A 22,643-nucleotide genomic window follows, 5' to 3' on the forward strand; every position below is an offset into this window, starting at 1 on the left:
GTCACGGTGCCACCGCGACGAGCAGCGCTGAAGGGGAAGGAAAGTTCCCCCTCTTGGTTCTCTCGCATCCATGGGTCTTCGATTTGCGAGGATGTTCTGGTGGTGGCGGAGATGCGGTGGCAGGAGCTCGGCGATTTCCTGCGCGCGCGGCGGGCGGAGCTGAAGCCCAGCGATCTCGGGCTGGTCGATACGGCAGGGGCGCGCCGTGTACCGGGCCTGCGACGGGAGGAGATCGCCCGGGCCGCATCGATCAGCACGGACTACTACACCCGTCTCGAGCAGGGCCGGCTGCCCGCTTCGGCACCGGTCCTCGACGAGTTGTCGAGGGTGCTGAGACTGACCGCCGATCAGCGGACCTATCTGGGCGACCTGGCAGGCAAGGTGCTGCCGACCGCTCCCGCCGTCGGCGGGCGATCGGTCGCCCCACCGGTGCAGCGGATGCTCGACGATCTCCGCCTGACGCCCGCGTTCGTCATGGGCCCGCGGACCGAGATCCTCGCGTGGAATGCTCTCGGCGCGGCTCTCATCACCGACTTCGCCGCGATTCCCGAGCCGGAGCGCCTCTTCATCCGCCTGCTCTTCACCGACCCGCGCATGCGGGCGCTCTACGCCGACTGGCACAGCGTGGTCGACCTCGCTCTCGCACAGCTCCGGATGGACAGCGCTCGAGACCCCGACGACCAGCGACTCCACGCGCTCGTCGCCGATCTCAGCGCCCGTGACCCGGCTTTCGCCGAGCTCTGGCGAACTCACGAAGTCGCGACGCGCAGCACCGGAGGGAAGATCCTGCACCACCCGATCGTCGGCGAGCTCGCGCTCGACTGGGCCGCGCTGACGGTCGGCGCCGACGTGGGCGCCACGATCATCGTCTGGACCGCCGACCCCGGATCGGACTCGCACCTGCGCCTGCGGCGGCTGGCGGACCTCGCCGCGAGCGGTCAGGTGTAGGCGAGGAAGCGGCCCGCGAAGACGACACCCGTCCACGCCGACACCGACACTCCAGCGGCGATCCGAGCGGCGATCGGTGTCGTGGCGGCGTCCGCCCACTCCGGTACACGGCGGTAGACGCCGCGGTGGAACGCGAGGACGTTCACGACCGCCACCAGCAGGAGCCCGAGCTTCCACGGAGCGGCGCCGGCACCGGCGATCACCGTCGTCTGCGCGCTGAACAGAGCGACCCCTGTGACGAGCGCGATGACGAGGCCCACGTGCGAGACCGGCAGGAGGTACCGAGCGGCCGTCGTCACGGAGACGACCCGGCTCCCCACCCCCAGGAGACGCAGATCGAAGGCGAACGCCGGTCCGATCAGTACAGCGATCCCGAGGATGTGGAGGCTCTCGAGGGTGGGGTACAGGAACGGGGTCCCTCGCACGCTCTCACCGAGCATCGATCCCTGCAGCCACTGAAGGATGTTCTCGAGCCAGATGGGCATCTCGCTGCCGCTCAGCTCTGCCGAGTACGGCGCCTGAGATACAGGACGCTGCCTGCGATCCCGGCGACGACGACGATCCCGACGACGGCCCACACACTCGCCGTGGCGGTGGCGCCTTCTTCGGACGCCCCCTCGGCGTCGCCCGCTTCAGGCGATGCCTCTCCGGCAGCTGGTGACTCCTCCACCGGATCAGCGGCGGTCGACGTGGTCGCTGGACTCGGTGTCGTTCCCACAGCGGAGGAGCCGGCCGAGGCAGGCAACGGTGCGCGGACGGGAAGCGTGCTTCCGAGCACCTGGTTCACGGGCACAGCATCGTCTCCGTACCAGAACACGACCGGCCGGAAGAGAGCGTCATCGGTCCGATTGACGTAGCCGACGCCCTGGAAGCGCTCGCCCACCGTCAGAGGCCGGTCGAGCCCCCAGCGGCCCGTGTAGGCCGGCGGCGCGATGATCACCTCGAGTTCGTCCCGTGGACCGGTGTAGGCGAGGGCTGACGTGACGCGGATGCTGTCCTCGGGATCCTGGAGGTCGTCCGGGATCGCGAGTTCGGGAGTGTCCGCAGGCAGTTCCGAGTCGAGGGTCGTGTCGAAGTAGGAGTGCGGTTCGCCCCAGCTGCCCTCCGATGCCACGGTCCCGGCGATGTAGACGAGTTCATCGGTCTCGAAGCCGTCCCAGCCGTGATGCGCCGCGGCGGGCGTGGGTGTCAGGACGACGATCGCTGCTGCCAGTGCGATCGCTATCGGGGTGGTCGTGCGCAGAAGAGAGGCGGGACGGCGGGGGGGAATGGTGGCGCTCAAAGGGGGCTCCTTCCAGAGGGCATGCGATTTCCCCTCACGGTAGGTCCGTGCTCTCAATTCTGAGAGGGTCTCTCAGAACCCCTCAGAATCGGAGGCGCTCCGGCGTCCAGAGCGGTACATCGATGGCGACACCCCGTGCAGGCGGCTGAACTGCCGGCTGAAGTAGAGCGGGTCGGAATAGCCGACCGCGCGTGCGACCTCGCCGACCGGGAGGCGCTGCACGTCGAAGAGCTCACGGGCCCGCGACATCCGGATCTGCAGCTGATACCCCTGCACGGACATCCCGAACCTGAGCCGGAACTGCGCCGAGAAGTGCGAGACGCTCACGTGCGAGGCGGCGGCGAACTGCGCGGCCGACGCTTTCGTCATCAGGTCACTGCGAAGGCTCGCGGCCGCCGCCTCGAGGATTCCGGCGAGATCGCGATGCGCGGGCCGATCGGCGACGATCACGCTGAGCAGGTGCCAGGCCGTCCCGGCGGCTCGCGTCAGGTTCGCCGTGGTGAGGTCCTCCTCCATCGCCGTCACCACTCGCGCGAGCAGCCCGGTGACGGTGAAGAACGTCACGGGCCGCCGGACCGGGTCCGCCTCCGTCATCCCGTGCGCCCGCAGGAATGCAGAGAGGGAGTCGCCGGCGGCGTGCAGCCACCAGACGGTCCATGGATCACCGCCGGCCGCGCCGTAGGCGTGCGCTCGGCCCGGCGGTACGACCAGCACGTCGCCGGGGCCGATCTCGATGCGCCCGGAGCCGGTGTCGCACCAGCCTCGCCCCTCGACGCAGGCGATCACGATCGCTTCCGCGATCGGGTCCATGCGGGTGCGGAAGTGCCCGGCGGCTCGCGGGAAGTATCCGCAGTCGGTCACCATGAGCCCCGGATGGCGGGGATCGGCGCGGTATGCGGAGCTCACGGGTTGCGGGACGACGATCATCCGCTCACCATCGAACGTCTGCGGGGCGTCGCCCGGCTCGTCCACGCCGCTCAACGAGACGCAAGTCGACTGGACATCCGTCCATGTTAGGCGGCGATCACTGCATTCCGGGCGCCCCCTCGCGTGCCGAGACTGGGCTCATGACGACCGGGACGACAGCAGCCAGCACTCTCCACGACCTCGCCGGAACCTGGACGGCCGTGCTCGATCCGCACGGGGTCGGCGAGCGGGAGTCGTGGTTCGCCCGCGACCTCTCCGCGGCGGAATCCAGCGCCGAGGTCCAGCTCCCCGGCTCCGTCCAGGCGCAGGGGCTCGGAGCGGCGCCCGATGTCGCGACGGAGTGGGTCGGCGCCGCCGTCGACCATCCCTTCTACTCGGACGAGCGTTACGCGCCCTACCGACGGTCGGGCGCGCTGAAGGTCCCGTTCTTCCTCCAGCCCGAGCGCGTCTTCACCGGCCAGGTCTGGTACCAGCGCACCATCGAGATCGCCGGTGACGCCCGGAGCCACGAGCTCACCCTCGAGCGCGTGCACTGGGAGTCGACGGTCTGGATCGACGACGAGCGCCTCGGCTCCCAGCGGAGCCTCTCCACGCCCCACCGGTTCGTGCTGCCCCCCGCCCTCGCGCCGGGCCACCACCGCCTGACGATCCGCGTGGACAACTCGATGATCGTCGACGTGGGCACCAACGCGCACAGCGTCACCGACCACACCCAGGGCAGCTGGAACGGCGTCATCGGCACGATCACACTGCGCCCGATCGAGCCCGTGCGCCTGGAGCGGCTGAGCGTGCATCCCGACATCGCCACCCGCTCGATCACGGTCACGACCTCGATCCTCGCGGACTCGGTCGACGGCTTCGAGGGCACGCTGACCCTCGAGAGCCGTCCGCTCGGCGACCCGGCGTCCACGCCGCCCGCCTCCCTCCGGCTCCAGATCGCCGTCGCCCCCGAGCGCTTCCGCCGTGGCCGCGCCACCTCGGGGACCCACCTCGACACCGTCCTGCCTCTCGGCGAGGACGCCCCGCTGTGGGACGAGTTCGACCCCGCTCTGCACCGGTTGACCGCCACGCTCGAGACTCACTCGGCGGCCGGGCACGCGGTCCACACCCGGAGCACCGTCTTCGGTCTGCGCGAGGTGACCGTCTCCGGCACGCACATTCAGGTGAACGGCCGGCCGGTCTTCCTCCGCGGGGCCCTCGAGTGCTGCGTCTTCCCCCTCACCGGGTACCCGCCGACCGATCGGCAGAGCTGGGACCGCCTACTGTCGACCTGCCGCGCGTACGGGCTGAACCACCTGCGCTTCCACTCCTGGTGCCCGCCGGCCGCGGCCTTCGAGGCCGCCGACGCCGCCGGGATGTACCTCCAGATCGAGGGCCCGATCTGGGCGAACCAGGGCGCCGCGATCGGCGAGGGCCGCGACGTCGACACGTACCTCGAGGAGGAGACGCGGCGGATCGTCGACGAGTTCGGCGACCACCCCTCCTTCCTCCTGATGGCGCACGGCAACGAGCCCGCGGGACGCGACGCCGAATTCCTCGGCGACTGGGTCGCGACCTGGCGCCGGCGCGACCCCCGCCGCCTCTACACGACGGCCGGCGGCTGGCCGGCCCTCTCGGTGAGCGACTTCGACTGCATCCCGGAGCCGCGCCTTCAGGCCTGGGGCGAGGGGCTCGACTCGCGGATCAACGCGACCCCGCCCGCGACGACGGCGGACTACTCCGCGTGGGTCGAGCGCACCCCCCGGCCGATCGTGACCCACGAGGCCGGGCAGTGGTGCGCGCACCCGGACGTCGACGCGATCGCGAGTTACACGGGAGTGATGAGACCGACCGCACTCGAGATCGTCCGCGACTTCCTCCAGCAGTCCGAGCTGCTCGACCAGTCCGCCGACCTCGTTCACGCCTCGGGCCGGCTGCAGCTGCTCTGCTACAAGGAGGAGATCGAGGCGGCGCTGCGCACACCCGGCTTCGGCGGGATCCAGCTGCTGGGCCTCTCGGACTTCCCCGGACAGGGCACCGCACCGGTCGGCGTCCTCGACGCGTTCTGGGAGGACAAGGGCTACACGACCGCCGCGGAGTTCTCGCGGTTCTTCGCGCCGACCGTGCCCCTCGCCCTGCTCCCCCGGCGCACCTTCGCCGTCGGCGACGAGGTCGAGGCCGAGGTGCGGGTGGCCCACTTCGGCCCGCAACCGCTCGACGCCGAGATCGCCTGGCAGCTGGTCGGCGACGACGGGTCGGTCGTCTCGGCGGGAGCACTCGAACCGCAGACGATCGCGGCCGGCGGCGTGCATTCGGCCGGGCGGATGACCGCTCCGCTCGACGGCATCACGACCGCTCAGCGTCTTCGCCTGGTGATCGCTGTCGGCGATCGGAGCCCGGAGGGCGGAGGGCGCGTCGCCGAGAACGACTGGGAGATCTGGGTCTACCCGCCGATCGGCGACGCAGAGCTCGATCCCGGGGACACGCTGGTGACCCGCGACGTGGAGGAGGCGCTCTCGGCCCTCTCCTCGGGTTCCACTGTGCTGCTCGTGCCCGAGGACGCCCCCTCCCCCGTCGCGTTCGGCTTCTCGCCGGTGTTCTGGAACACCTCCTGGACGAACGGGCAGGCCCCGCACACGCTCGGGATCCTCTGCGACCCGCAGCACCCGGCCCTCGCCGGCTTCCCGACCGACCCGCACACGAACTGGCAGTGGTGGGAGCTGCTGCACGGGGCGAAGGCGCTCGACCTCACCGCGCTCGGCGCCCGCGCCCGGCCGATCGTGCAGGTCATCGACAGCTGGTTCGACGCGCGCCGGCTCGGCCTCCTGCTGGAGGCGCGCGTCGGCGCCGGCCGCCTTCTGCTCTGCACCCTCGACGTCGTGAACGGCCTCGACGAGCGCGCCGTCGCGCGACGGCTCCGCGTGAGTCTGCAGCGTCACCTGCTGCGCGCCGACGTCGAGCCGGGATTCGAACTCGCTCCCGCCGAGCTACGAACTCTTCTCCATCGATCTGGTCCTGCCGACCTCAACGGTTGACGCCGGGGTGTTCTGAGACTCACTTCATGTCGCGAACTCTGGACTTCACAGGCCGGAGGACGCGGACAAGCTGCGGACGGACGGAATGCCTGCAAGGTCGACCCCGAAGACGGTCAGCAGGCGGGAGGCGAATCCCCGCTTGAGTTCTGCGCACGTGGGATCACCCTCAGCCCATGTCCTCGCGGCGACGCATGCCGCCGCCAACCGGTCCGCGTCGACGGTCGACCACCATTCCGGTCCGCCCGCCGCGGCGAGGAGTGTGCGCGCTGCTTCGACCTCGCAGTGGAACCGGTCGAGCAGGTGGCGCATCCGATCGGGGTCGGACTTCGCCGCCCAGAGGTCGTCGATGTGTGCGTCGAGGGTGGTATCGCCGAGGATGCAGGCCCCCGTGATCACCGTGCGCACCTGCTCACGGGACAGCTCGGGTGCTTCATCGACGTCCTGGGATCTCTTCATCTGAGGGTCCTTACCGGCGGGGGGACGGGGAAGCGAGCGGCGCCGCAGCACCGGATACCCACGAAACACCGAGGATGGGCTGTCCTGGAGTCGTGGGAACCATGCCGGTTCGACGTCAGGACCAGGGTGAGCACTGACGCCTGCTCGAGGGGATCGAGACCCAGCGATCGATGGCTGCGGCGCCGCTCGGGTCGACCGTACCTGAGGGCTCTCTCAGTGAGGGAGGTGCTGTCAGGCACTCCCTCTCCGGTCGGGGACGTACCCACGGGCGTCCTCTCGTGAGCGATCAGGAGGATTCCGAGAGCCTCAGTGTCACGAGGGTGCCGTCGGCGAGATCTCGCACGGGTTCGATGGCGTCGAAGGTGCCGAAGGGCACGATCCCGGCGAACGATCCGACGTGCTCGTAGTAGAGGACGAGATTGCGGGTGGGGCTGTAGTAGCCGATCGTGCATGGTCGCGCGTCGCTGCGGTCCGGCGCGCCACGGAGACTGAGCGCTTCTCCGAGGTCGGCCAGCTTCTCCTGCCCGCCCAAGTCCCGGAAGGTCAGAGTGAGCGGGAGCCGCGCCAGAAGTGACGCGCTGGTCGCACTGCCGTCGAGCCGAGCGGTGACCTCGACTCCCCCGATATCGAGCACTATCGGCGTCGCCTCGCGCGAGTTCGTCGTCATGTGAAGCTCATGCTCTGGTGGATCGCCGGGTGTCGCATCAGCGCGCGTCGAGGTGGTCGACGGTGAACGCTGTGCGTCGGCCGTAGAGGGTGATGATGAGGGCGACAGCGCCGAGGACTGCCATGAGGGCCGCCAGGACCAGTGCGGGAAGGTTCTCCAGAAGAAGAGCGCCGATGATGCCCGCCGCGAAGATCGCGAGGTTGAACGCGACGGGGAGGAAAGAATTCGCGATGTCGGAGTTCTCGCGCCCGGAGCGGCTGAGTGCCGACTGCAGCTGCGCGGATGCGCCACCGAAGCCGATTCCCCACAGCACGCTCGCCATCAGGACAGCGGCGGGCGCGCCGCGGCCCACGAGCAGGATCAGACCGGCGAGGACGAACACCGCGAGGCTCGAGTGCAGCAGCGCCCGCGGGAAGCGGTCGATGGCCGCGGCGGTGATCGCGACGCCGAGGATCGAGGAGACGCCGTAGACGAGGAGCACGAGGTCGGGTCGGAGTCCTGATCCGCCCTCGCGCAGGAACGGCGCGATGTAGGTGTAGATGGTGTTGTGGGCGAGCATCCAGACGAGGATCGTCAGGCACACGATCGCCACGCCCGGCATCGCGAAGACGCGGGCCAGCGGGAGGCTCCCGGCTGCGGCTCGCGGCTGGCCTTCGGCGTCCGGGACGAAGAGGGCGATCAGGACGAACGCGAGCAGCGCGAGAAGGCTCAGACCGCCGAACGACCAGCGCCAGTCGAGGGCCGTGCCGAGCCACGCCCCGAGCGGCGTGCCGAGCGCGAAGCCGACCGGGGCGCCGACCGACACGATGGACAGAGCCAGGCCCGCTCTGCGGGGCGGGCTGATCCGGCGGCCGTACGCGGCGAGCATCCCCCAGATGATCCCGGTGAACGCTCCGGCGACGAAGCGTGAGACGAGGGAGACCGCGACGTCGCTGGAGAGCGCGGTGACGGTGTTCGCGACGATCAGGCAGGCGATGCTCGCGAGGAGCAGCGGCTTGCGGCGGAATCCTCGGGTGAGGCTGATCGCGGGGATGGTGACGATGACGGTGCCGAGCGCCCAAACGCTGATGAACTGCCCGACGACTCCTTCGCTGGTGTCCATTCCGTCAGCGATGACCGGCAGCAGGCCCGCCGGCATCGTCTCGGCGGCGACGAGGAGGAAGCCCATCGTGGCGAGCAGAGCGAGCGCGAACCAGGGCATCGTCCGCGGTTCGACGCGCTCGCTCCCGTCAGGGAGGCGTACGGGCGCAGTGGAGGTCATGAGGTCCTTCGAGGGTTCGTGCCGGCGAATGAGGCCGTACCCACCGTGAGGCGGGGAGAGGAGAAAGGAAGAGGAGTCAGCTCGCGGAGCTGGCGGTGAGGCGCGCGATGTCCTCGGTGGCGGCCCAGGTCGCGAGCATCCGGAGCTTCTCATCGGAGGCGCTTCCGGGAACGGCGGGGTAGACCGTCATCGAGTGACCCGGGTCGTCCTGCAGCTCGGTCACCTGGAAGGTGAGCTCCAGGAGCCCGACGACGGGATGCTCGAACTGCTTGAGACCGCTGTAGTGACGCCGGACGTTGTGCTCGGCCCACCGAGTTCGGAAGTCGTCGCTGCGCATCGACAGCTCGCCGATGAGAGCGGCGAGTCGGGCGTCGTGGGGATTGCGGCCGGCGTCGCGGCGGAGGATCGCGACGTTCACGTCGGCCGCGCGCTCCCAGTCGGGGTAGAAGGTGTGCGCGCGGGGGTCGAAGAAGATGAACCGGGAGTGGTTCGCCGGCCGCGCCGTACTGCGGTACATCTCCGAGTAGAGGGCGAAGCCGAGCGCATTGGCGGCGACGAGATCCATCCGCGTGTTCGACACGAAGGCGGGCGCACCCGTGATCGCGTCGAGCAGGTACTGCACCTCCGGCCGCACGGTCGCGACGGTGCGGGCCCTCCTCGTGCGGACTCCGGCCTCGTTCGCGGTCCGCGCCAGATCGCAGAGGTGATCGTGCTCGGCACGGTCCAGGTGCAGCGCCCTGGCGATCGCATCGAGGACGGAGTCGGACACGCCGGCGAGGTTCCCGCGCTCCAGCCGCGTGTAGTAGTCGACGCTCACGCCCGCCAGCCGTGCGGCCTCATCGCGACGGAGGCCTGCCACCCGGCGGCGGCCGCCACCCGGCTCGATCCCGGCCTGCTCCGGCGTGAGGCGCCCCCGACGTGATGTCAGGAATTCGCGTACCTCTGCTCGGTGATCCATGCTCGCAACGGTAGGAGGGGCTGATGCCGACGTGAAGGGTTCTGTCAGAACCTCTCTCGTCGCGCGGCCGACAGCGTCCATGGTCATCTCCCGAATCCGTTGCTGAAGCGCTGACCGGTTCGCACCAGGTCTCGGGCCGGAGCGAGCCGGGCGCTCGCGTAAGCATCGAGCGCCACCGGAGCCGACTCGGGAGTCGATGACGTGAGCGTCGCAGCCAAGGTGTGCGCATCGTCCACAGCGGTGGCGAATCCTCTGCCCGTCATCGGTGTCGCGCCGTGTGCTGCGTCACCGACGAGGGCGAGCCTGTTCCTCGCGAGCCGCTCGGGGATGTACTCGGAGACGGGAGTGCCGATCACAGCGCGGCGGGCGATGCTGTCCAGAATGGCGTCGCGCCAGGGGTTCGACCACTTCCGCCGGGCCTCTCGAGCGAGCTCGTCGTATACGGCGGCAGGGATGCTTCCAGGGTGGAGGGAGCGGCGTACGGTGCTCCCTCGGACGCTGCCGCTGGCGCGCAGGAGATCGTTCCGGGTCGAGTCGTACCAGGCCCAGCCCAGTCGCCTTCGCCCGAGTCCGGTGTCGTCGTCGCCGGGGAGTGGGTAGCCGAGGAGGTGTGCGCCGCTGGCGGACTGGAAATCGAGCGATCGTGGCCAGGGGTGCTGTGGCGAGAGATCGGCCTCCTCCGCGGTTCCCAGCCAGAGCACGTAGCCGGCGAACGTCGCGTCGGCGTGTTCGGGGGCGACCGTCCGCCGCACGATGCTGCGATACCCGTCGGCACCGATGACCGCATCTGCCGTGAGTGTCTCGCTGTCTCCGACGACCAGGCGAGCGCCCACCGTGTCCTGCTCCACCCGGGTCACCGGTGACTGGTGATGCAGGGTGATCAGCGGGTCCTCTGCAGCGGCGTCGCGGAGCCCGCGATACAGCTGCGACCAGGCCTGGGCGAGGGGCGCGCCGCGGCGCAGCGGTGGTCGTCCGAGCGCGGCCGACGCTCGTTCTGGACCGAGGGTGTCCAGGAGCTGACGCTCGTCCACGGCGAGGGCGGCGCCGCTCGGACGATGCTCGGCCGCCCTCTCGAGCACCGTGCTGGCAAGACCGACCTCGGCGAGGGTGTGCGCGGTCAGCAGTCCGGCGAGGGAGCCCCCGACGATGAGCACGTCCGGCTGAGTCGTCGGGCGGGAATGCGAATTCATGTGAGTCCTTCGTGCTGGTGGGGCAGGGCGCGGCCTCCCCCACCAGCGGAGCGAGAGGCCGTCAGGCCTCGTCGATGTCGAGCGGGAAGATCTCGGGGGTGATCTGATCCGGGTCGGGGCCTCCGCGGGCACCGCGGTCCAGTGCGGAGATCGCCGACAGCTCGCTGCCGGTGAGTTCGAAGTCGAAGACGTCGAGGTTCTCGGCGATGCGGTGCGGCGTGACCGACTTCGGAATCGCGCTGCGCCCGCTCTGGAAGTGCCAACGCAGCATCACCTGCGCGGGCGTCTTGCCGTGCGCGTCCGCAATGGACATCAGGGTCTGGTCGTCGAGGGGGTTCAGCGCCGGGTCGGCACCGTCGACGTAGGTGAAGATCCCGCCGATCGGAGACCACGCCTGAGTGATCACCCCGTGTCGGGCGTTCGCCGCCATCACGTCGGCCTGCTGGAAGTACGGGTGCAGCTCGACCTGGTTGACCGCGGGGACGACGTCCACGCGCTCGACCAGGGCCGCGAGGTGTTCCGGGGTGAAGTTGCAGACCCCGATCGCGCGAGTGCGTCCTTCGGCCAGCATCTTCTCGGCCGCCTTGTAGGCCGCGACGGTGTCGTCGAAGGAGCCCGGGACCGGCCAGTGCAGCAGGTACAGGTCGATGTAGTCGAGTTGGAGCTTGGCGAGGCTCGTGTCGAACGCGTGCAGCGCACGGTCGTAGCCGTAGTCGCCCATCCACAGCTTGGTCGTCAGGAAGACGTCTTCTCGCACGACGTCGGCAGCGCGGATGCCGTCACCGACCTGGCGCTCGTTGAAGTAGCCGGACGCCGTATCGATGAGTCGGTAGCCGCCGTTCAGCGCTGTGGTGACGGCGGCGGCGGTCTCCTCCGGAGTGCTCTGGTACACCCCGAGCCCGAGGGCCGGCATGGTCACTCCGTTGTTGAGGGTGAGGAGGGGTGAGGTCACTGGTCTTGTCCTTTCGCAGCAGAGGTCGAACGAGCATAAGCGGAGCTCGTGCATCCGTTTGACCGTATCACCTAAGCGGATTCGGCGCATCCGCTTCCTGCTATCGTTGCTTCATGAGCGAGCAGGCACTGCGCAAAGACGCCGAGCAGAATCGACGGAGATTGATCGAGGCGGGCCGCGAGCTGCTTGCCGAGAGAGGTGTGGAGGCGACGCTGAACGACATCGCACACCGCGCCGGTGTCGGAATCGGCACGGCCTACCGCCGCTTCCCGCACAAGCAAGCGCTCTTCGACGCCGTCTTCGAGCAGCAGATCGATGAGCTCGAGGACGTCCTCCGTACTGCTCTCGCAGACCCGGACCCGTGGGCGGGGCTGGTCTTCTACCTGGAACGATCTGTCGCACTGCAAGCGCGAGACCTCGGCCTGGCGCAAGCGTTCTCCGGCCGCCGTCTGCGGCCCGAGCAGCACGACTGGGAACGGGACCGTCTAGCGCCGCTCGTGAACGAGTTGGTCAGCACGGCCCAAGTGCAGGGTGTAGTGCGTCCTGACGTGACGGGTACGGATCTGGTGTTCCTGCAGATCGGCCTCATCGCGATCGCCGAGGCCGCTCGCAGCGGCAGTGCCACGCCGTCGACCAGTGCCGACGCGACGGACCTGCACCGCCGATACCTCTGGCTCATGCTCGACACTCTGCGGACCCATCCGCACGAGTCGATGCCGCTTCCCGTCGGCGCACTCAGTACCGACGATGCTCATCGTCTCCTGGCGAGCCGAACGGAGCCCGGTAGATAGCCGATTCTCCTTCGCTAGATCGAGAGCGCCGATAATCGAGATTTTGTCAGTTTAATCGCTCGGTTAACGCAGGCGTCGGCCCTACGCGGTCAGATTTTCGTGTCGCTGACGCAGCTCGTCGCCGATGATGGCCGCCGCGGCGTCGGCGGAGAGCTCGACTGAAACGGCCCGGAAGCTCGACCGTAGTTGAGCGGCGTTCCTGACTCCGATGACGGGGAAGGTCGGGAACGGTGATTGCAGAAGGACGGCGACGGAGAGCTCGGTCGCCGGAACGCCGAGGGGGGACGCCATGTCGTCGAGCCTCTGGGCGATGGTCCGGTTGCGGGCGTCGTCGAAGATCTGCATCGACTCGTCTGCTGCGCCTCGTCTCCACCGCGCGAAGTAGCCCTTGGACTGCGACGAGTACGGACTCACCGTCATCCTCGTCTCGGAGTGGAACGCGTACATCTCCTCGTCCATCGCGACCATGCCCCTGGCCATCGCTCCCGGTCTGGTGCGCGCGAGTCCCCACGCCGGCTGATTCGCTGCGAAGCCCGACCAGCCTTCTGCTGAGGCCGTATCGCGGCTCTCTCGAAGGCGTGGAACCGTCCAGTTCGAGGCGCCGTACGCCCCGATGACTCCCTCTGCGACCAGGTCTTCCAGGGGCTCCATGATGTTGGCGACGGGAGTGTCCTCATCGTCGCGGTGGAGGTAGACGAGGGGGATCGTCTCGAGACCGAGATGCTCCTGGGCCTCCCGCACGTCGGTGCGAAGCGACGTGGCATCGAGACGGGCGACACCGGGGGTGTCGAGTGAGGGGTGGCCGATCTTCGTCGTGACGGAGACGGAGTCGATCGCACCCCGCGATCGCAGCCAGGACCCGATCATCCGCTCGCTCGCGCCGGGCGGCACGGAGGGGTCCCAGTTCCCGTAGACGTGAGCCGAGTCGACCACCCGTCCGCCGAGATCGACGAAGGTGTCGAGCAGCGCGAAGGACATGTCGCGATCCTGTGCGGTCCCGAAGTTCAGCGTGCCGAGCCCCAGTCGCGCGCGCGGGTCGTCCAGGGACTCGAACAGGTCGGTCATCGATCCGCCTTCACGGGAGGGGCGCGGAGTCGGGCCGGTGTCAGGCTAGTCGTCCGTTCGCGCCGGCCGGGCCGGTGTTCGGAGGGGTCCGGTCCCACTGGCGGAGTGGTTTCACGCACGAGCGGAACCGCTTCCGTCCACACGGAGCAAGAACTGTACGGTACAGTACACCCATGCCCTCCTCCTCGTCCTCGCGTCCTGCCAGGGCGCAGGCGGTGCTCGAGGGGACCACGACCGTGCTCGTCGAGCACGGCTACGCCTCTCTCACGGTCGAGAAGGTCGCGGCACAGGCGCACGCGTCGAAGGCGACCATCTACAAGTCCTGGCCGACCAAGACGGACCTCGTGTGCGCGGTCGCCGCCTACGTCCGCCTCGTCCCCGTCGAGGAGCCGCCCGCCGGCGTCGGGGCTGCCGAGGCTCTCGCAGGCATCGCCGCGGCGGTCAGGTCGGTCACGCTCGGAGTCAACGGGCGCCTCCTGCTCGCTCTCCACGAAGCGAGCAGAGCAGAGCCGAAGATCGCGGACGCCGTCGATGAGCATCTCGTGCGTCCGCAGCAGGAGGCGATCGCCGCAGTGCTCAGGACGCTGCAGGGCCGATCGAGTATCGCCGCTGACGCGGATGCTGCGCTCGCGAGCCGCGTGATCGTGTCCCTCATCATCGATCGCGCGCTCGTGAGCAGCGAGCCGCTGAGCGATGAGGAGCTGGACCGGATCGTCGCGCAGTGGCTCGTACCCGCACTGACCCCTCGTGCGCCGGGCGGTCGAACGCTCGGCCCCACTGCCGGCCCCGGCTGATCCCGCCTCGAGCCTGCCCGCTCGGAATCCCCGACACACATCCCTTCCTCTTCTCTGCCGTCTCCCGCCTCAGGCCGGACGATCGCGAGCCATCGTGCCCTCCCAGCGGCACGGGACGACCACCTCGGAGACCTCTTCCATGTCCACGCCCTCTTCGGCGCGCACCACGACGCGCCGCCCTCTTCGGGGGAATCCCGCACTGACCCTTGCCGCCGTGTGCTTCGGCCTCTTCATGGTCGGCCTCGACGGAACTGTGGTGTCGATCGCGAATCCCGCGATCGCGCAGTCCCTCGGTACGAATTTCGCCGAACTCCAGTGGATCACCAACAGCTACCTTCTCGGGCTCGCCGTGTTCCTGATCCTCGGCGGCAAGCTCGGTGACCGCTTCGGCCGCCGCCGGATGTACCTCATCGGCGTCGCCGCCTTCGCCATCACCTCCGTCGCCATCGGACTCGTCGGCACCACCGAGGGCGTGATCGCCTTCCGCGCGCTCCAGGGCCTCAGCGCGGCACTCCTGATGCCGCAGACCCTCGCCCTGCTGCGCGCCACCTTCCCGCCGGAGAAGTTCGGCGTCGCGATCGGCATCTGGGGCGGGGTCTCCTCCGTCGCCATCGCCGCAGGCCCGATCCTCGGCGGACTGCTGGTCGGGACCCTCGGGTGGGAGTCCGTCTTCTTCATCAACGCGCCCATCGCCGTGATCGGGCTGGTCGTCGGGGCAGTGGTGCTCAAGGAGAGCACCGCTCCGGGAAAGGCACGCTTCGACGTCGTCGGCATCGTGCTCCTCGCGCTCGGCCTGCTCGCGATCGTGCTCGCCGTTGTCCAGTCCGAGGGCTGGGGCTGGACGAGCCCGTGGACGCTGGGGATCCTCGCTCTCGGACTCCTGCTCGTCCTCGCCTTCGTGCTCGTGGAGAACCGCGTCGGCGCCCCGCTGCTGCCGATGACGCTGTTCCGAAACCCGACGATCACGGTCGGAGCCCTCGCGGTCGCGGCGAACTTCTTCGCGCTTTTCGGCGTGACGTTCTTCCTGTCGCTGTTCTTGCTCAACCTGCGCGGCGAGGAGGGGCTCGCAGCAGGCGTGATGCTCCTCCCCCCGGAGCGGCGTCTCGATCATCGCCTCGCCGATCGGCGCCGCGCTGGTGAGCAAGCTGGGCATCCGCGTGACGATGACGTTGGGGCTCGCGCTGGTCGGTCTGTCGCTGCTCGGCCTCACCACCCTCTCGATCGACTCCCCGTACATCGGCATGGCGGTCCCCTTCGTCGTCCTCGCCCTCGGCGTGGGCATGGTGATGACCTCCGGCGCTGAAGCGATTGTCGGCAGCGCGCCGATGAAGCTCGCGGGAGTCGCCGGCGGCCTCCAGGCCACAGCACTCCAGCTCGGCGGCGTCCTCGGCACCGCCGTGCTCGCCGCCGTCGTCTCCGCCGGCACCGCCACCGGGCTCGGCGATCTCTCCTTCGAGGGGTCGGAGGCGGTGGCGCAGGGGATCATCCCCGCCGGACTCGACGCGGTCAGCACCGCGATCGCGCAGGACGCGTTCATCGGTGGACTGCACTCGGCGCTGGTCGTCGCCGGAGTCGTCGCGCTCGTCATCGCGGTGCTCGCCGCGGTCTTCGTCCGCCCGGTGCGGTCGCACGTGCCCGCCTCGACAGTGCTCGCAGAGACCGAATCGGGGCTGGCCGGCTCGGCCGTTCCTACCGCTGCCCACTGAGGCCCGCTGCATCCCGGATCGGCGAGAGGGGCACCTTCCCGCCGATCTAGGGCAGGGCCGGCAGTGAGTGGATTCGACCTGGCGAAGACCGACTGAGAGGACCGGCATGCCCGCCCGCACCAGCGCCGCAACGCGAGAGCGCCTCCTGAAGGCGGGTCTCGCAGAATTCTCCTCACACGGCCTCGCCGGTGCTCGCGTCGATCGAGTCGCCGCATCGGCCGGCACCAGCAAGGAGCGCATCTACAGCCACTTCGGCAGTAAAGACGGCCTCCTTCTCGCGGTCTTCGAGAGGTTCGTCGCGGGCCCGCTCAGCTCGCTTCCCTTCGACCCTCTCGACCTCCCCTCCTACGTGGGGGTGCTGTTCGATCTCCTCGAGGAGCGCCCGGCGATCGCCCGGATGCTCGCGTGGTCGGGCGTCGGATCCTCCGTGCCAGGACCGGACCTTCTCGGGCCCCTGTCGACGCAGCGCGCTCGCCTCATCCGAGAGGCTCAGGAGGACGGTCGCCTGCGCCACGAGCTCGACCCGCAGGAGATCCTGCTCGCTCTCCACGCACTGCCTCTCGCATGGCATGTGCACCCCGGCCTGCTCCCCTCCGGCTCGGCCGCGGTCAGCCGCAGACGACGGATCGCCTCGGTCGAGGCCGCCCGCTGCTTCGCCCTCGACCTCCGCGCACCAGAACCACTGAAGGCGAGCTCCTGAAGCGCAGCTCAAGGGGCTCGAGCTACACGGCGTCCGACGCTGGACCGAGAGGAGACGCGCCGGCTACACGAAGAAGTTCGTCCCACCCGCGACTGCCAGCTTGTCTTCGGGCCCCAGTCGATATGGTTGAAGCGCTTCACAATTCCGCCTACTCAATGACGAGGAGCAGGACATGCATCAGAAGACCCCATCGACACATTCCCCCCGGCCGGCGGGCGGGAGTCCTGGCGCTCCCGACGGTCGGTCTCCGGGCCGCCGCGGTATCGGCCTCGCCGCTCTCGCGGTCGGCGCGCTGTGCCTGACCCTCATCGGCTCGGGATGCGCACCGGCATCGGCCGCCGGCGCCACTGCCTCGATCACGTGGACGTCCGACGACGGCGCGCATCGCCTCGACGCGCGGCCGGCCAAGACGCTCGTCGCTGCCGACGGGACGGCGACGGACGCCACGATCAACATCGATCCGGCCGCGAAGTATCAGACGATCCTCGGTCAGGGGCAGTCGCTCGAGAGCAGCAGCGTCGCGAACATCGCGGCCTTGTCCTCGGCGAAGCGCGAGCAGCTGCTGAACGAGCTCTTCAACCCGACGACCGGCAACGGCTACAGCATGGTCCGGCTCTCGATGGGCTGCCCCGACTTCTGCTCGCAGGAGTTCTACACCTACGACGACGTCCCTGCCGGGCAGACGGACGAGAGCCTCTCGCGCTTCTCGATCCAGAAGGACATCGACGCCGGGATCGTCGCGACCGCGCAGCGCGTCAAGCAGATCAATCCGGCCGTGAAGTTCTACCTCTCGATGTGGTCGGCTCCGGCGTGGATGAAGACGAACGGGAGCCTGAGCAACGGCGGCTCCGTGAAGCCCGAGTACTACGACGAGCTCGCCCGCTACCAGCGGCTCGCGATCCAGGCGTACCAAGCGCAGGGCATCCCCGTCACGGCGATGACGCCGCAGAACGAACCGCGGGTGATCACGAACTACCCCACCGGCGAGTGGACCGGCGAGCAGATGCGCGACTACGTCCGGGACCACCTCGGTCCGGAGCTGGAGCGTGCGGGGCTGTCGACGGAGATCTGGGTGGGCGACGACAATCCGCCGAGGCTGACCGACTTCGTGCCGGCGATCCTGGACGACCCGCGGGCGGCGCGCTACGTCGACGGCGTCGCGATCCACGATTACAGCGGCGACGACCCGACGGTGCTCTCGGAGTTCTCGGTGAAGTACCCCGGTGTCCCCCTGCATCTGACGGAGCGCACCTACTACGGCGTGACCGGCGAGCGGAACAAGGTCGACGGCAGCCAGCAGGCCGGTGTCACCCGGGTGATGGACTTCTTCCGCAACGGCCTGTCCAGCTGGACCTACTGGCTCAGCTTCTTCGACACCGCCGGCGAGCCGAACACCGGCCCGCTGCGGGCGGAGTGCTGCGCCCTCCCCGTGACGGCCGCTCCCGGCGCCCTGGACGCGTACACGCTGAACCGGGACTACTACCTCTACGGGCAGTTCTCCCGGTTCGTCCTCCCCGGCTCCGTGCGCATCGGCTCCGACCAGACGTCGAAGGAGGTGACGAACGTCGCCTTCACCACCCCGCAGGGCGCGATCGTCCTCGTCGTCGCGAACAGCGCCTCGAGCGCGCGGTCCGTCAAGATCGTCTCCCCCGACGGCGTCCTGACCGACACCGTCCCGGCGGCAGCGGTCGCGACCTACCGGTGGAGCGCGTCGACCACGCAGTCGGATGCACGGGTGGGCTCGTTCGAGCTGGTCAATCGGGCTCATGCGGACCTCGCGCTCCACAACACTCGCGAGACGTACCTCGGCAACCCCGACGCGAGGCACGCCGTCGCCACTCCGACCGCGTGGAACCTGCTCGAGCAGCGCTGGACCATCACGACGGCGGGGAACGGCTACTACCGGCTGACCAGCCGCAGCGCACCCTCGTCCGTCCTCCACACGACCGGGGAGCACTACCGCGGCAACACGTCCGTCTGGAGCATCGCCGGCGTCTCGGGGGCGCTGAACTGGGACGAGCAGCTCTGGCGGATCGAGCCGACCGGCGACGGCTACTACCGCTTCCTCAACAAGGCGAGAGGGACCGCTCTCCAGGTCACCGGAGACACCTACAGCGCCTCGAGCGCCGCGCGGGACCTGGCCGGCTCACCTGCCGCATGGAATACCACGGAACAGCAGTTCCGGCTCGTGCCGACGAGCTGACCGCTCCCTCCGAGAAAGGGCGTCGCCCCTCCCCAGCGGAGGGTGCGGCGCCCTTTCTCGTACCGCTCGCCCGCTACCGCCCGAGTCCCGCGGCACTCCTCGCGAGCGTCGAGCACGTGCCGACGTCCTCTGCGCCAGGATCCCGACACCGACAGGGGTGCACGTCGGATCGGACGAGTCCTCCCCGGCTCGCACCTGCGCGATCGAGGCCCTGCGGTTCCGCTGCCCCTGAGATCACGAGCTCGGGAGCGACGGGTGAGCGGGCCGCCCACGACGGACGGCCGCCGGATCCTCCGTGAAGAGGTTCCGACGGCCGTCCGTCGTGGGAGGCGGAGTGTCAGCGGTAGGTGCCGACGGCGCTCACGTTCCCGGCGACGTCGGTCGCGCGGTACTCGACCTTGACGTACTGCGGCAGACCGAACAGCACGGGGCTGCGGTAGGTGAGCCACGGGGTCATCCGCATCTTGCCCTGATAGCGGATCTGGTACCGGTACTGCACCTGGTCGACGCCGGAGGTGGCGTCGGTGGCCGTGAGTGTCAGGCGGTAGCGCGACTTCTGCTCGGTGGCCACGACGGTCGGAGCGGTCCGGTCGATCTTCCCGTTCCACTGGACGGTCTCGGAGACGTTGCCCGCGGCGTCCGTGGCCTTCGCGACGACGGAGTGCTCGCCGTCGGTGTCGAAGACGATCGGACCGGTGACGGGGGCGAAGTCGCCGCCGTCGATGCTGGCGACCACGCTCGGTGCGGCGTCGACGTCGTCCGTTGCGGAGACGGTGACAGTGACCGGGTCGCGGTACCAGCCGTCGTCGCCGGTGGGCTCCGCCGGGTCGATTCCGAGTGTCACCGTGGGGGCGACGGTGTCCACGACCGGGGTCGTGACCGAGACGGAGTCGGTGAGGCGGATGTCCCGAGAGGAGGCGCCTGCGAACAGCTCCGTCTGGCCCTCGGGGGTGACCCAGTAGTCGTACTCGTCGTCCCAGTAGGCGAGTCGGTGCGTGGAGTCGTAGAGCGGGACCGGGATCTCGACGGTACCGGTGGCTCCGGGCTCCAGCGTGATCTGGCCCCAGCCGAGCAGCTGTCGCTCGGGGGTGACGGCGCGATCGGTCGGCAGGACACCGTGGTAGAGGTTCACGGTCTCGGTGCCGGCGACGTCGCCGGTGTTCTGCACTTCGACCTTCACGAGGCCGGGCTGGTAGGTGTCCTCTCCCCCGGCGGCGCGGGCGGTCGGGTCCTGGACCTCGATGCTGCGGTACTCGAAGTCCGTGTAGGAGAGGCCGTAGCCGAACTCGAACAGCGGGTCGATGTCGGCGGCGTCGTAGCCGCGGTAGCCGACGTTGACGCCCTCGGTGTACTCGACGGTGAGGGCGGGGTTGTTGACGTCGTAGACGGGGTTCTCGATGCCGAGCTCGTCGGTGACCTGCTCGGTCGACTTGGGCCAGGTGATCGGCAGCTTGCCCGAGAAGTTCTCGTCCCCGAAGACCAGGGCGGCGACGGCGCGTCCCTGCTCCTGACCCGGGTACCAGGACTCGAACACGGCCGCCACGTCGTCCACCCACGGCATCTCCACGCCGGTCCCCGTGGTGAGCACGACGATCGTGTTCGGGTTGACCGCGGTGACGGCGGAGATCAGCAGGTCCTCGTTCTGCGACAGCGCGAGCGTGCCGCGGTCGAGCGACTCGCCCATGTAGTCGTTGGCGACGATGACGGCGACGTCGGAGCGCTGCGCGGCGGCGACGGCTTCGACGATCTGGGGCGAGGCGGCGGCGCTGGGCGGGGTCCAGTCGAGACGGATGGCCGTTCCGAGGTTGCCGCCGGTGGAGCAGCACTGGTTCGGGGCGTCCGGGACGTAGTCGATGCGGATGTCGTAGCTCTGGCCCGCCTCGAGGACCCGGTCGACCGAGAAGGTCTGGATCGTGTCGGCGTCGACGTTCAGGACTTCTTCGCCGTCGATGTACATGGTGGCCGAGCCGAGCATCGTGAAGCCGAGGCCGTAGGTGCCCGTCTCGGTCGGGTTCAGCGAGCCGGTCCACCGCGTGGAGGTGGGGGCGCCGGCGAAGGTCGCCACGGCGGGCAGCTTCGGTGCGGGCGACGGGTCGTAGCCGAAGGTGGCAAGGAGGGCGACGAGGCCCTGGCCCCAGTTGACCTGGTCGTCGACGCGGGTGGTGACGGCGGGGCCGGTGAAGTCCGGGGAGCCGAACCACTCACCCGTGATGCCGGGCGTCGTGCCGTCCGCAGCGCGGAGCACGCCGGAGGGGATCGGCTGAGCGCCGGGGAGCAGGTCGCCGGGGCGGACCGGGTCCCAGCCCTCGACGTGCTCGACGGTGGTGCCGGCGCCTGCGCGCTCGGTGATGCCGTCGAGGATCGTGGAGGTCTCGGTGGGGTTCACGACGATGTCGCTGCCGAAGCCGGTGATGTAGCGGTCGGCGCCTTCACCGATGACGGCGATCGAGTCGACGTCGTCGGTGCTGAGGGGAAGGGCGTCGTTCTCGTTGCGCAGCAGCACGGAGCCGTCGACGGCCATGCGGTACGCGGCCTCCTGGCCCTCCTGCACGACCGACGCGGGCAGCGGCGAGGCGGCGGGGGCGGGGTTCTGCAGGCTCCCGGGCGGCGGGTTGTCGATCAGACCGTGCTCGAAGTAGGTGCGCAGGATGCGGTGCACCATGTCATCGAATCGTGCGGGAGAAATTGTGCCGTTCTCGACCGCGGCGCTGAATGTTGCGAAGTCGGGGAAGTTCGGGCCGCACACGTCAGCGCCGAAGTTGTAGGCCTCGAGGGAGGTGCAGGCGTTGAAGTCGGAGGAGATCCAGCCGGGGAAGCCCAGCTCGCCCTTGAGGATGTCGGACATCAGGGACGGGTTCTGGCAGGCCTTGCTGCCGTTCACCTTCGGGTACGCGCACATGATCGCGCCGGGATCCGCTTCGACGATGGGCTCCCACTGGCGGACGTAGAGCTCGCGCAGGGTCCGCTCGTCCAGGACCGTGTCCATGGTGCTGCGGGCGGTCTCCTGGTTGTTCGCGATGAAGTGCTTGGGCAGGGAGTAGACGCCCATCGTGTCGTTGTTCTCGTTGACGCCCTCGACGACGCCGGCGGGCATCAGGCCGCCGAGCAGCGGGTCCTCGCCGTAGGTCGCGAACTGGCGTCCGTGGAAGGGGGTGCGCCGCAGGTCCGCGGACGGGCCGGCCCAGCCGGAGAATCCGGCGAGGTGGGCCTCCTCGCCCGCGATCCGGCCGAACTCCTGAGCGAGCTCGAGGTTCCAGGACGAGGCGATCGACTGGCCCGCGGGGAACGCGGTCGTCTGCACTGCTCCTGCGGCGATCACGCCGCTCGCGCCGTCGATCTCGCGGCGTGCGGGGATGCCCAGCTCGGGGATGGCGACGGCTCCGCCGCCGCTGCCCTCGAACAGGGTGAGCTTCTGATCCATCGTCATCGCGGCGGCGAGCAGGTCGGCGCGCTCGTCGGAGGAGAGGGTCGTGTCCATCCACGGATCCCCCTCCGCGGCGGCGGCCGGCACGGCAGCGGCGGAGGCGACGAGAGCGCCGGCGACGGCGACGGAGAGGAGACCCCGCAGCCACGGACGGCGCGGAGATCGGCGAGAGGGGTCCCCTCGCGACAGGTCGGACTTGAACAGCGTCATTGCTGGCCTCCAAAGGTGAGAGAGCACCGCGGTCGGGGGATGCCGCGGCGCTCGATCAAGCTCCCAGTTGAAGCGCATCAAGTCAATGGTTCTCA

At 69.4% G+C, this 22,643-nt stretch carries 18 protein-coding genes and 1 pseudogene; 8 read left to right on the top strand and 11 right to left on the bottom strand.

The features are described 5' to 3' along the window. Positions 1 to 6: 6 nt before the first annotated feature. On the top strand, positions 7 to 948 hold the full coding sequence (locus GSU72_RS09325; protein ID WP_244256059.1) for a helix-turn-helix transcriptional regulator: 942 nt from the start codon (positions 7 to 9) through the stop codon (positions 946 to 948). On the opposite strand, the gene GSU72_RS09330 is transcribed toward GSU72_RS09325, so the two are convergent. The 3 genes from GSU72_RS09330 to GSU72_RS09340 all read right to left on the bottom strand — a co-directional run bounded on the left by GSU72_RS09330 (position 939) and on the right by GSU72_RS09340 (position 3,094). Then, the gene (locus tag GSU72_RS09330; protein WP_159984763.1) at positions 939 to 1,433 is read right to left on the bottom strand and encodes a DUF6644 family protein; all 495 of its coding nucleotides are present in this window, start codon (positions 1,431 to 1,433) and stop codon (positions 939 to 941) included. The two genes, GSU72_RS09325 and GSU72_RS09330, sit on opposite strands and share 10 nt — an antisense overlap. Positions 1,434 to 1,444: 11 nt before the next feature. Continuing rightward, positions 1,445 to 2,230, bottom strand: a complete 786-nt coding sequence (locus GSU72_RS21300; protein ID WP_208545172.1) for a hypothetical protein — start codon at positions 2,228 to 2,230, stop codon at positions 1,445 to 1,447. Positions 2,231 to 2,302: 72 nt separating this feature from the next. After that, a complete protein-coding gene (locus tag GSU72_RS09340) occupies positions 2,303 to 3,094 on the bottom strand; it encodes an AraC family transcriptional regulator (protein ID WP_159984764.1) in 792 nt (263 codons plus the stop codon). Positions 3,095 to 3,297: 203 nt separating this feature from the next. Between GSU72_RS09340 and GSU72_RS09345 the strand changes: the two genes are divergently transcribed. Continuing rightward, positions 3,298 to 6,171, top strand: coding sequence for a sugar-binding domain-containing protein (locus tag GSU72_RS09345; protein ID WP_159984765.1), 2,874 nt, complete (start codon positions 3,298 to 3,300; stop codon positions 6,169 to 6,171). Between the two features lie 45 nt (positions 6,172 to 6,216). On the opposite strand, the gene GSU72_RS09350 is transcribed toward GSU72_RS09345, so the two are convergent. The 6 genes from GSU72_RS09350 to GSU72_RS09375 form a co-directional block, all read right to left on the bottom strand. After that, complete coding sequence (locus tag GSU72_RS09350; protein ID WP_159984766.1) at positions 6,217 to 6,627, bottom strand: hypothetical protein; 411 nt, start codon at positions 6,625 to 6,627, stop codon at positions 6,217 to 6,219. A gap of 286 nt (positions 6,628 to 6,913) precedes the next feature. Beyond that, complete coding sequence (locus GSU72_RS09355) at positions 6,914 to 7,294, bottom strand: cyclophilin-like fold protein (protein ID WP_159984767.1); 381 nt, start codon at positions 7,292 to 7,294, stop codon at positions 6,914 to 6,916. A gap of 37 nt (positions 7,295 to 7,331) precedes the next feature. Then, on the bottom strand, positions 7,332 to 8,555 hold the full coding sequence (locus tag GSU72_RS09360; RefSeq protein WP_244256060.1) for an MFS transporter: 1,224 nt from the start codon (positions 8,553 to 8,555) through the stop codon (positions 7,332 to 7,334). Between the two features lie 76 nt (positions 8,556 to 8,631). After that, positions 8,632 to 9,513, bottom strand: coding sequence for a helix-turn-helix transcriptional regulator (locus GSU72_RS09365; protein WP_159984768.1), 882 nt, complete (start codon positions 9,511 to 9,513; stop codon positions 8,632 to 8,634). A gap of 83 nt (positions 9,514 to 9,596) precedes the next feature. After that, positions 9,597 to 10,703 (bottom strand): FAD-dependent monooxygenase, encoded by a 1,107-nt coding sequence (locus tag GSU72_RS09370; RefSeq protein WP_159984769.1) that lies wholly within the window; start codon positions 10,701 to 10,703, stop codon positions 9,597 to 9,599. Positions 10,704 to 10,764: 61 nt separating this feature from the next. Next, positions 10,765 to 11,616, bottom strand: coding sequence for an aldo/keto reductase (locus GSU72_RS09375; protein ID WP_208545209.1), 852 nt, complete (start codon positions 11,614 to 11,616; stop codon positions 10,765 to 10,767). Between the two features lie 152 nt (positions 11,617 to 11,768). Between GSU72_RS09375 and GSU72_RS09380 the strand changes: the two genes are divergently transcribed. Beyond that, positions 11,769 to 12,446 carry a TetR/AcrR family transcriptional regulator gene (locus tag GSU72_RS09380; RefSeq protein WP_159984771.1) on the top strand — a complete coding sequence of 226 codons (678 nt, stop codon included), beginning with the start codon at positions 11,769 to 11,771 and terminating at the stop codon, positions 12,444 to 12,446. Between the two features lie 81 nt (positions 12,447 to 12,527). Here GSU72_RS09380 and GSU72_RS09385 read toward each other — a convergent pair whose 3' ends face one another. Next, positions 12,528 to 13,511: an aldo/keto reductase gene (locus tag GSU72_RS09385; protein ID WP_159984772.1), complete on the bottom strand. Its 984-nt coding sequence runs from the start codon at positions 13,509 to 13,511 to the stop codon at positions 12,528 to 12,530. A gap of 173 nt (positions 13,512 to 13,684) precedes the next feature. Between GSU72_RS09385 and GSU72_RS09390 the strand changes: the two genes are divergently transcribed. The 5 genes and pseudogenes from GSU72_RS09390 to GSU72_RS09405 all read left to right on the top strand — a co-directional run bounded on the left by GSU72_RS09390 (position 13,685) and on the right by GSU72_RS09405 (position 18,914). Next, positions 13,685 to 14,305, top strand: coding sequence for a TetR/AcrR family transcriptional regulator (locus tag GSU72_RS09390; RefSeq protein WP_159984773.1), 621 nt, complete (start codon positions 13,685 to 13,687; stop codon positions 14,303 to 14,305). 139 nt (positions 14,306 to 14,444) lie between these two features. After that, positions 14,445 to 15,374: pseudogene (locus GSU72_RS21815) on the top strand (MFS transporter); the annotation flags it as partial. A gap of 88 nt (positions 15,375 to 15,462) precedes the next feature. Continuing rightward, positions 15,463 to 16,011 carry a hypothetical protein gene (locus GSU72_RS21820; protein ID WP_279631741.1) on the top strand — a complete coding sequence of 183 codons (549 nt, stop codon included), beginning with the start codon at positions 15,463 to 15,465 and terminating at the stop codon, positions 16,009 to 16,011. Between the two features lie 106 nt (positions 16,012 to 16,117). Then, positions 16,118 to 16,711 carry a TetR/AcrR family transcriptional regulator gene (locus GSU72_RS09400; RefSeq protein WP_159984774.1) on the top strand — a complete coding sequence of 198 codons (594 nt, stop codon included), beginning with the start codon at positions 16,118 to 16,120 and terminating at the stop codon, positions 16,709 to 16,711. 172 nt (positions 16,712 to 16,883) lie between these two features. Continuing rightward, a complete protein-coding gene (locus GSU72_RS09405) occupies positions 16,884 to 18,914 on the top strand; it encodes a glycoside hydrolase family 30 beta sandwich domain-containing protein (protein WP_159984775.1) in 2,031 nt (676 codons plus the stop codon). Between the two features lie 337 nt (positions 18,915 to 19,251). Here GSU72_RS09405 and GSU72_RS09410 read toward each other — a convergent pair whose 3' ends face one another. Next, positions 19,252 to 22,548 (bottom strand): glycoside hydrolase family 3 C-terminal domain-containing protein, encoded by a 3,297-nt coding sequence (locus GSU72_RS09410; RefSeq protein ID WP_159984776.1) that lies wholly within the window; start codon positions 22,546 to 22,548, stop codon positions 19,252 to 19,254. Between the last annotated feature and the right edge of the window lie 95 nt (positions 22,549 to 22,643).

It is taken from the genome of Rathayibacter sp. VKM Ac-2760, from assembly GCF_009834185.1.
GTDB lineage: Bacteria > Actinomycetota > Actinomycetes > Actinomycetales > Microbacteriaceae > Rathayibacter.

Excerpts from the sequence above, each read along its gene's own strand:
- GSU72_RS09330 (WP_159984763.1), bottom strand. The coding sequence starts at position 1,433 with ATGCCCATCTGGCTCGAGAACATCCTTCAGTGGCTGCAGGGATCGATG.
- GSU72_RS09340 (WP_159984764.1), bottom strand. The coding sequence starts at position 3,094 with ATGGTGACCGACTGCGGATACTTCCCGCGAGCCGCCGGGCACTTCCGC.
- GSU72_RS09345 (WP_159984765.1), top strand. The coding sequence starts at position 3,298 with ATGACGACCGGGACGACAGCAGCCAGCACTCTCCACGACCTCGCCGGA.
- GSU72_RS09350 (WP_159984766.1), bottom strand. The coding sequence starts at position 6,627 with ATGAAGAGATCCCAGGACGTCGATGAAGCACCCGAGCTGTCCCGTGAG.
- GSU72_RS09355 (WP_159984767.1), bottom strand. The coding sequence starts at position 7,294 with ATGACGACGAACTCGCGCGAGGCGACGCCGATAGTGCTCGATATCGGG.
- GSU72_RS09360 (WP_244256060.1), bottom strand. The coding sequence starts at position 8,555 with ATGACCTCCACTGCGCCCGTACGCCTCCCTGACGGGAGCGAGCGCGTC.
- GSU72_RS09365 (WP_159984768.1), bottom strand. The coding sequence starts at position 9,513 with ATGGATCACCGAGCAGAGGTACGCGAATTCCTGACATCACGTCGGGGG.
- GSU72_RS09370 (WP_159984769.1), bottom strand. The coding sequence starts at position 10,703 with ATGAATTCGCATTCCCGCCCGACGACTCAGCCGGACGTGCTCATCGTC.
- GSU72_RS09375 (WP_208545209.1), bottom strand. The coding sequence starts at position 11,616 with ATGCCGGCCCTCGGGCTCGGGGTGTACCAGAGCACTCCGGAGGAGACC.
- GSU72_RS09380 (WP_159984771.1), top strand. The coding sequence starts at position 11,769 with ATGAGCGAGCAGGCACTGCGCAAAGACGCCGAGCAGAATCGACGGAGA.
- GSU72_RS09385 (WP_159984772.1), bottom strand. The coding sequence starts at position 13,511 with ATGACCGACCTGTTCGAGTCCCTGGACGACCCGCGCGCGCGACTGGGG.
- GSU72_RS09390 (WP_159984773.1), top strand. The coding sequence starts at position 13,685 with ATGCCCTCCTCCTCGTCCTCGCGTCCTGCCAGGGCGCAGGCGGTGCTC.
- GSU72_RS09400 (WP_159984774.1), top strand. The coding sequence starts at position 16,118 with ATGCCCGCCCGCACCAGCGCCGCAACGCGAGAGCGCCTCCTGAAGGCG.
- GSU72_RS09405 (WP_159984775.1), top strand. The coding sequence starts at position 16,884 with ATGCATCAGAAGACCCCATCGACACATTCCCCCCGGCCGGCGGGCGGG.
- GSU72_RS09410 (WP_159984776.1), bottom strand. The coding sequence starts at position 22,548 with ATGACGCTGTTCAAGTCCGACCTGTCGCGAGGGGACCCCTCTCGCCGA.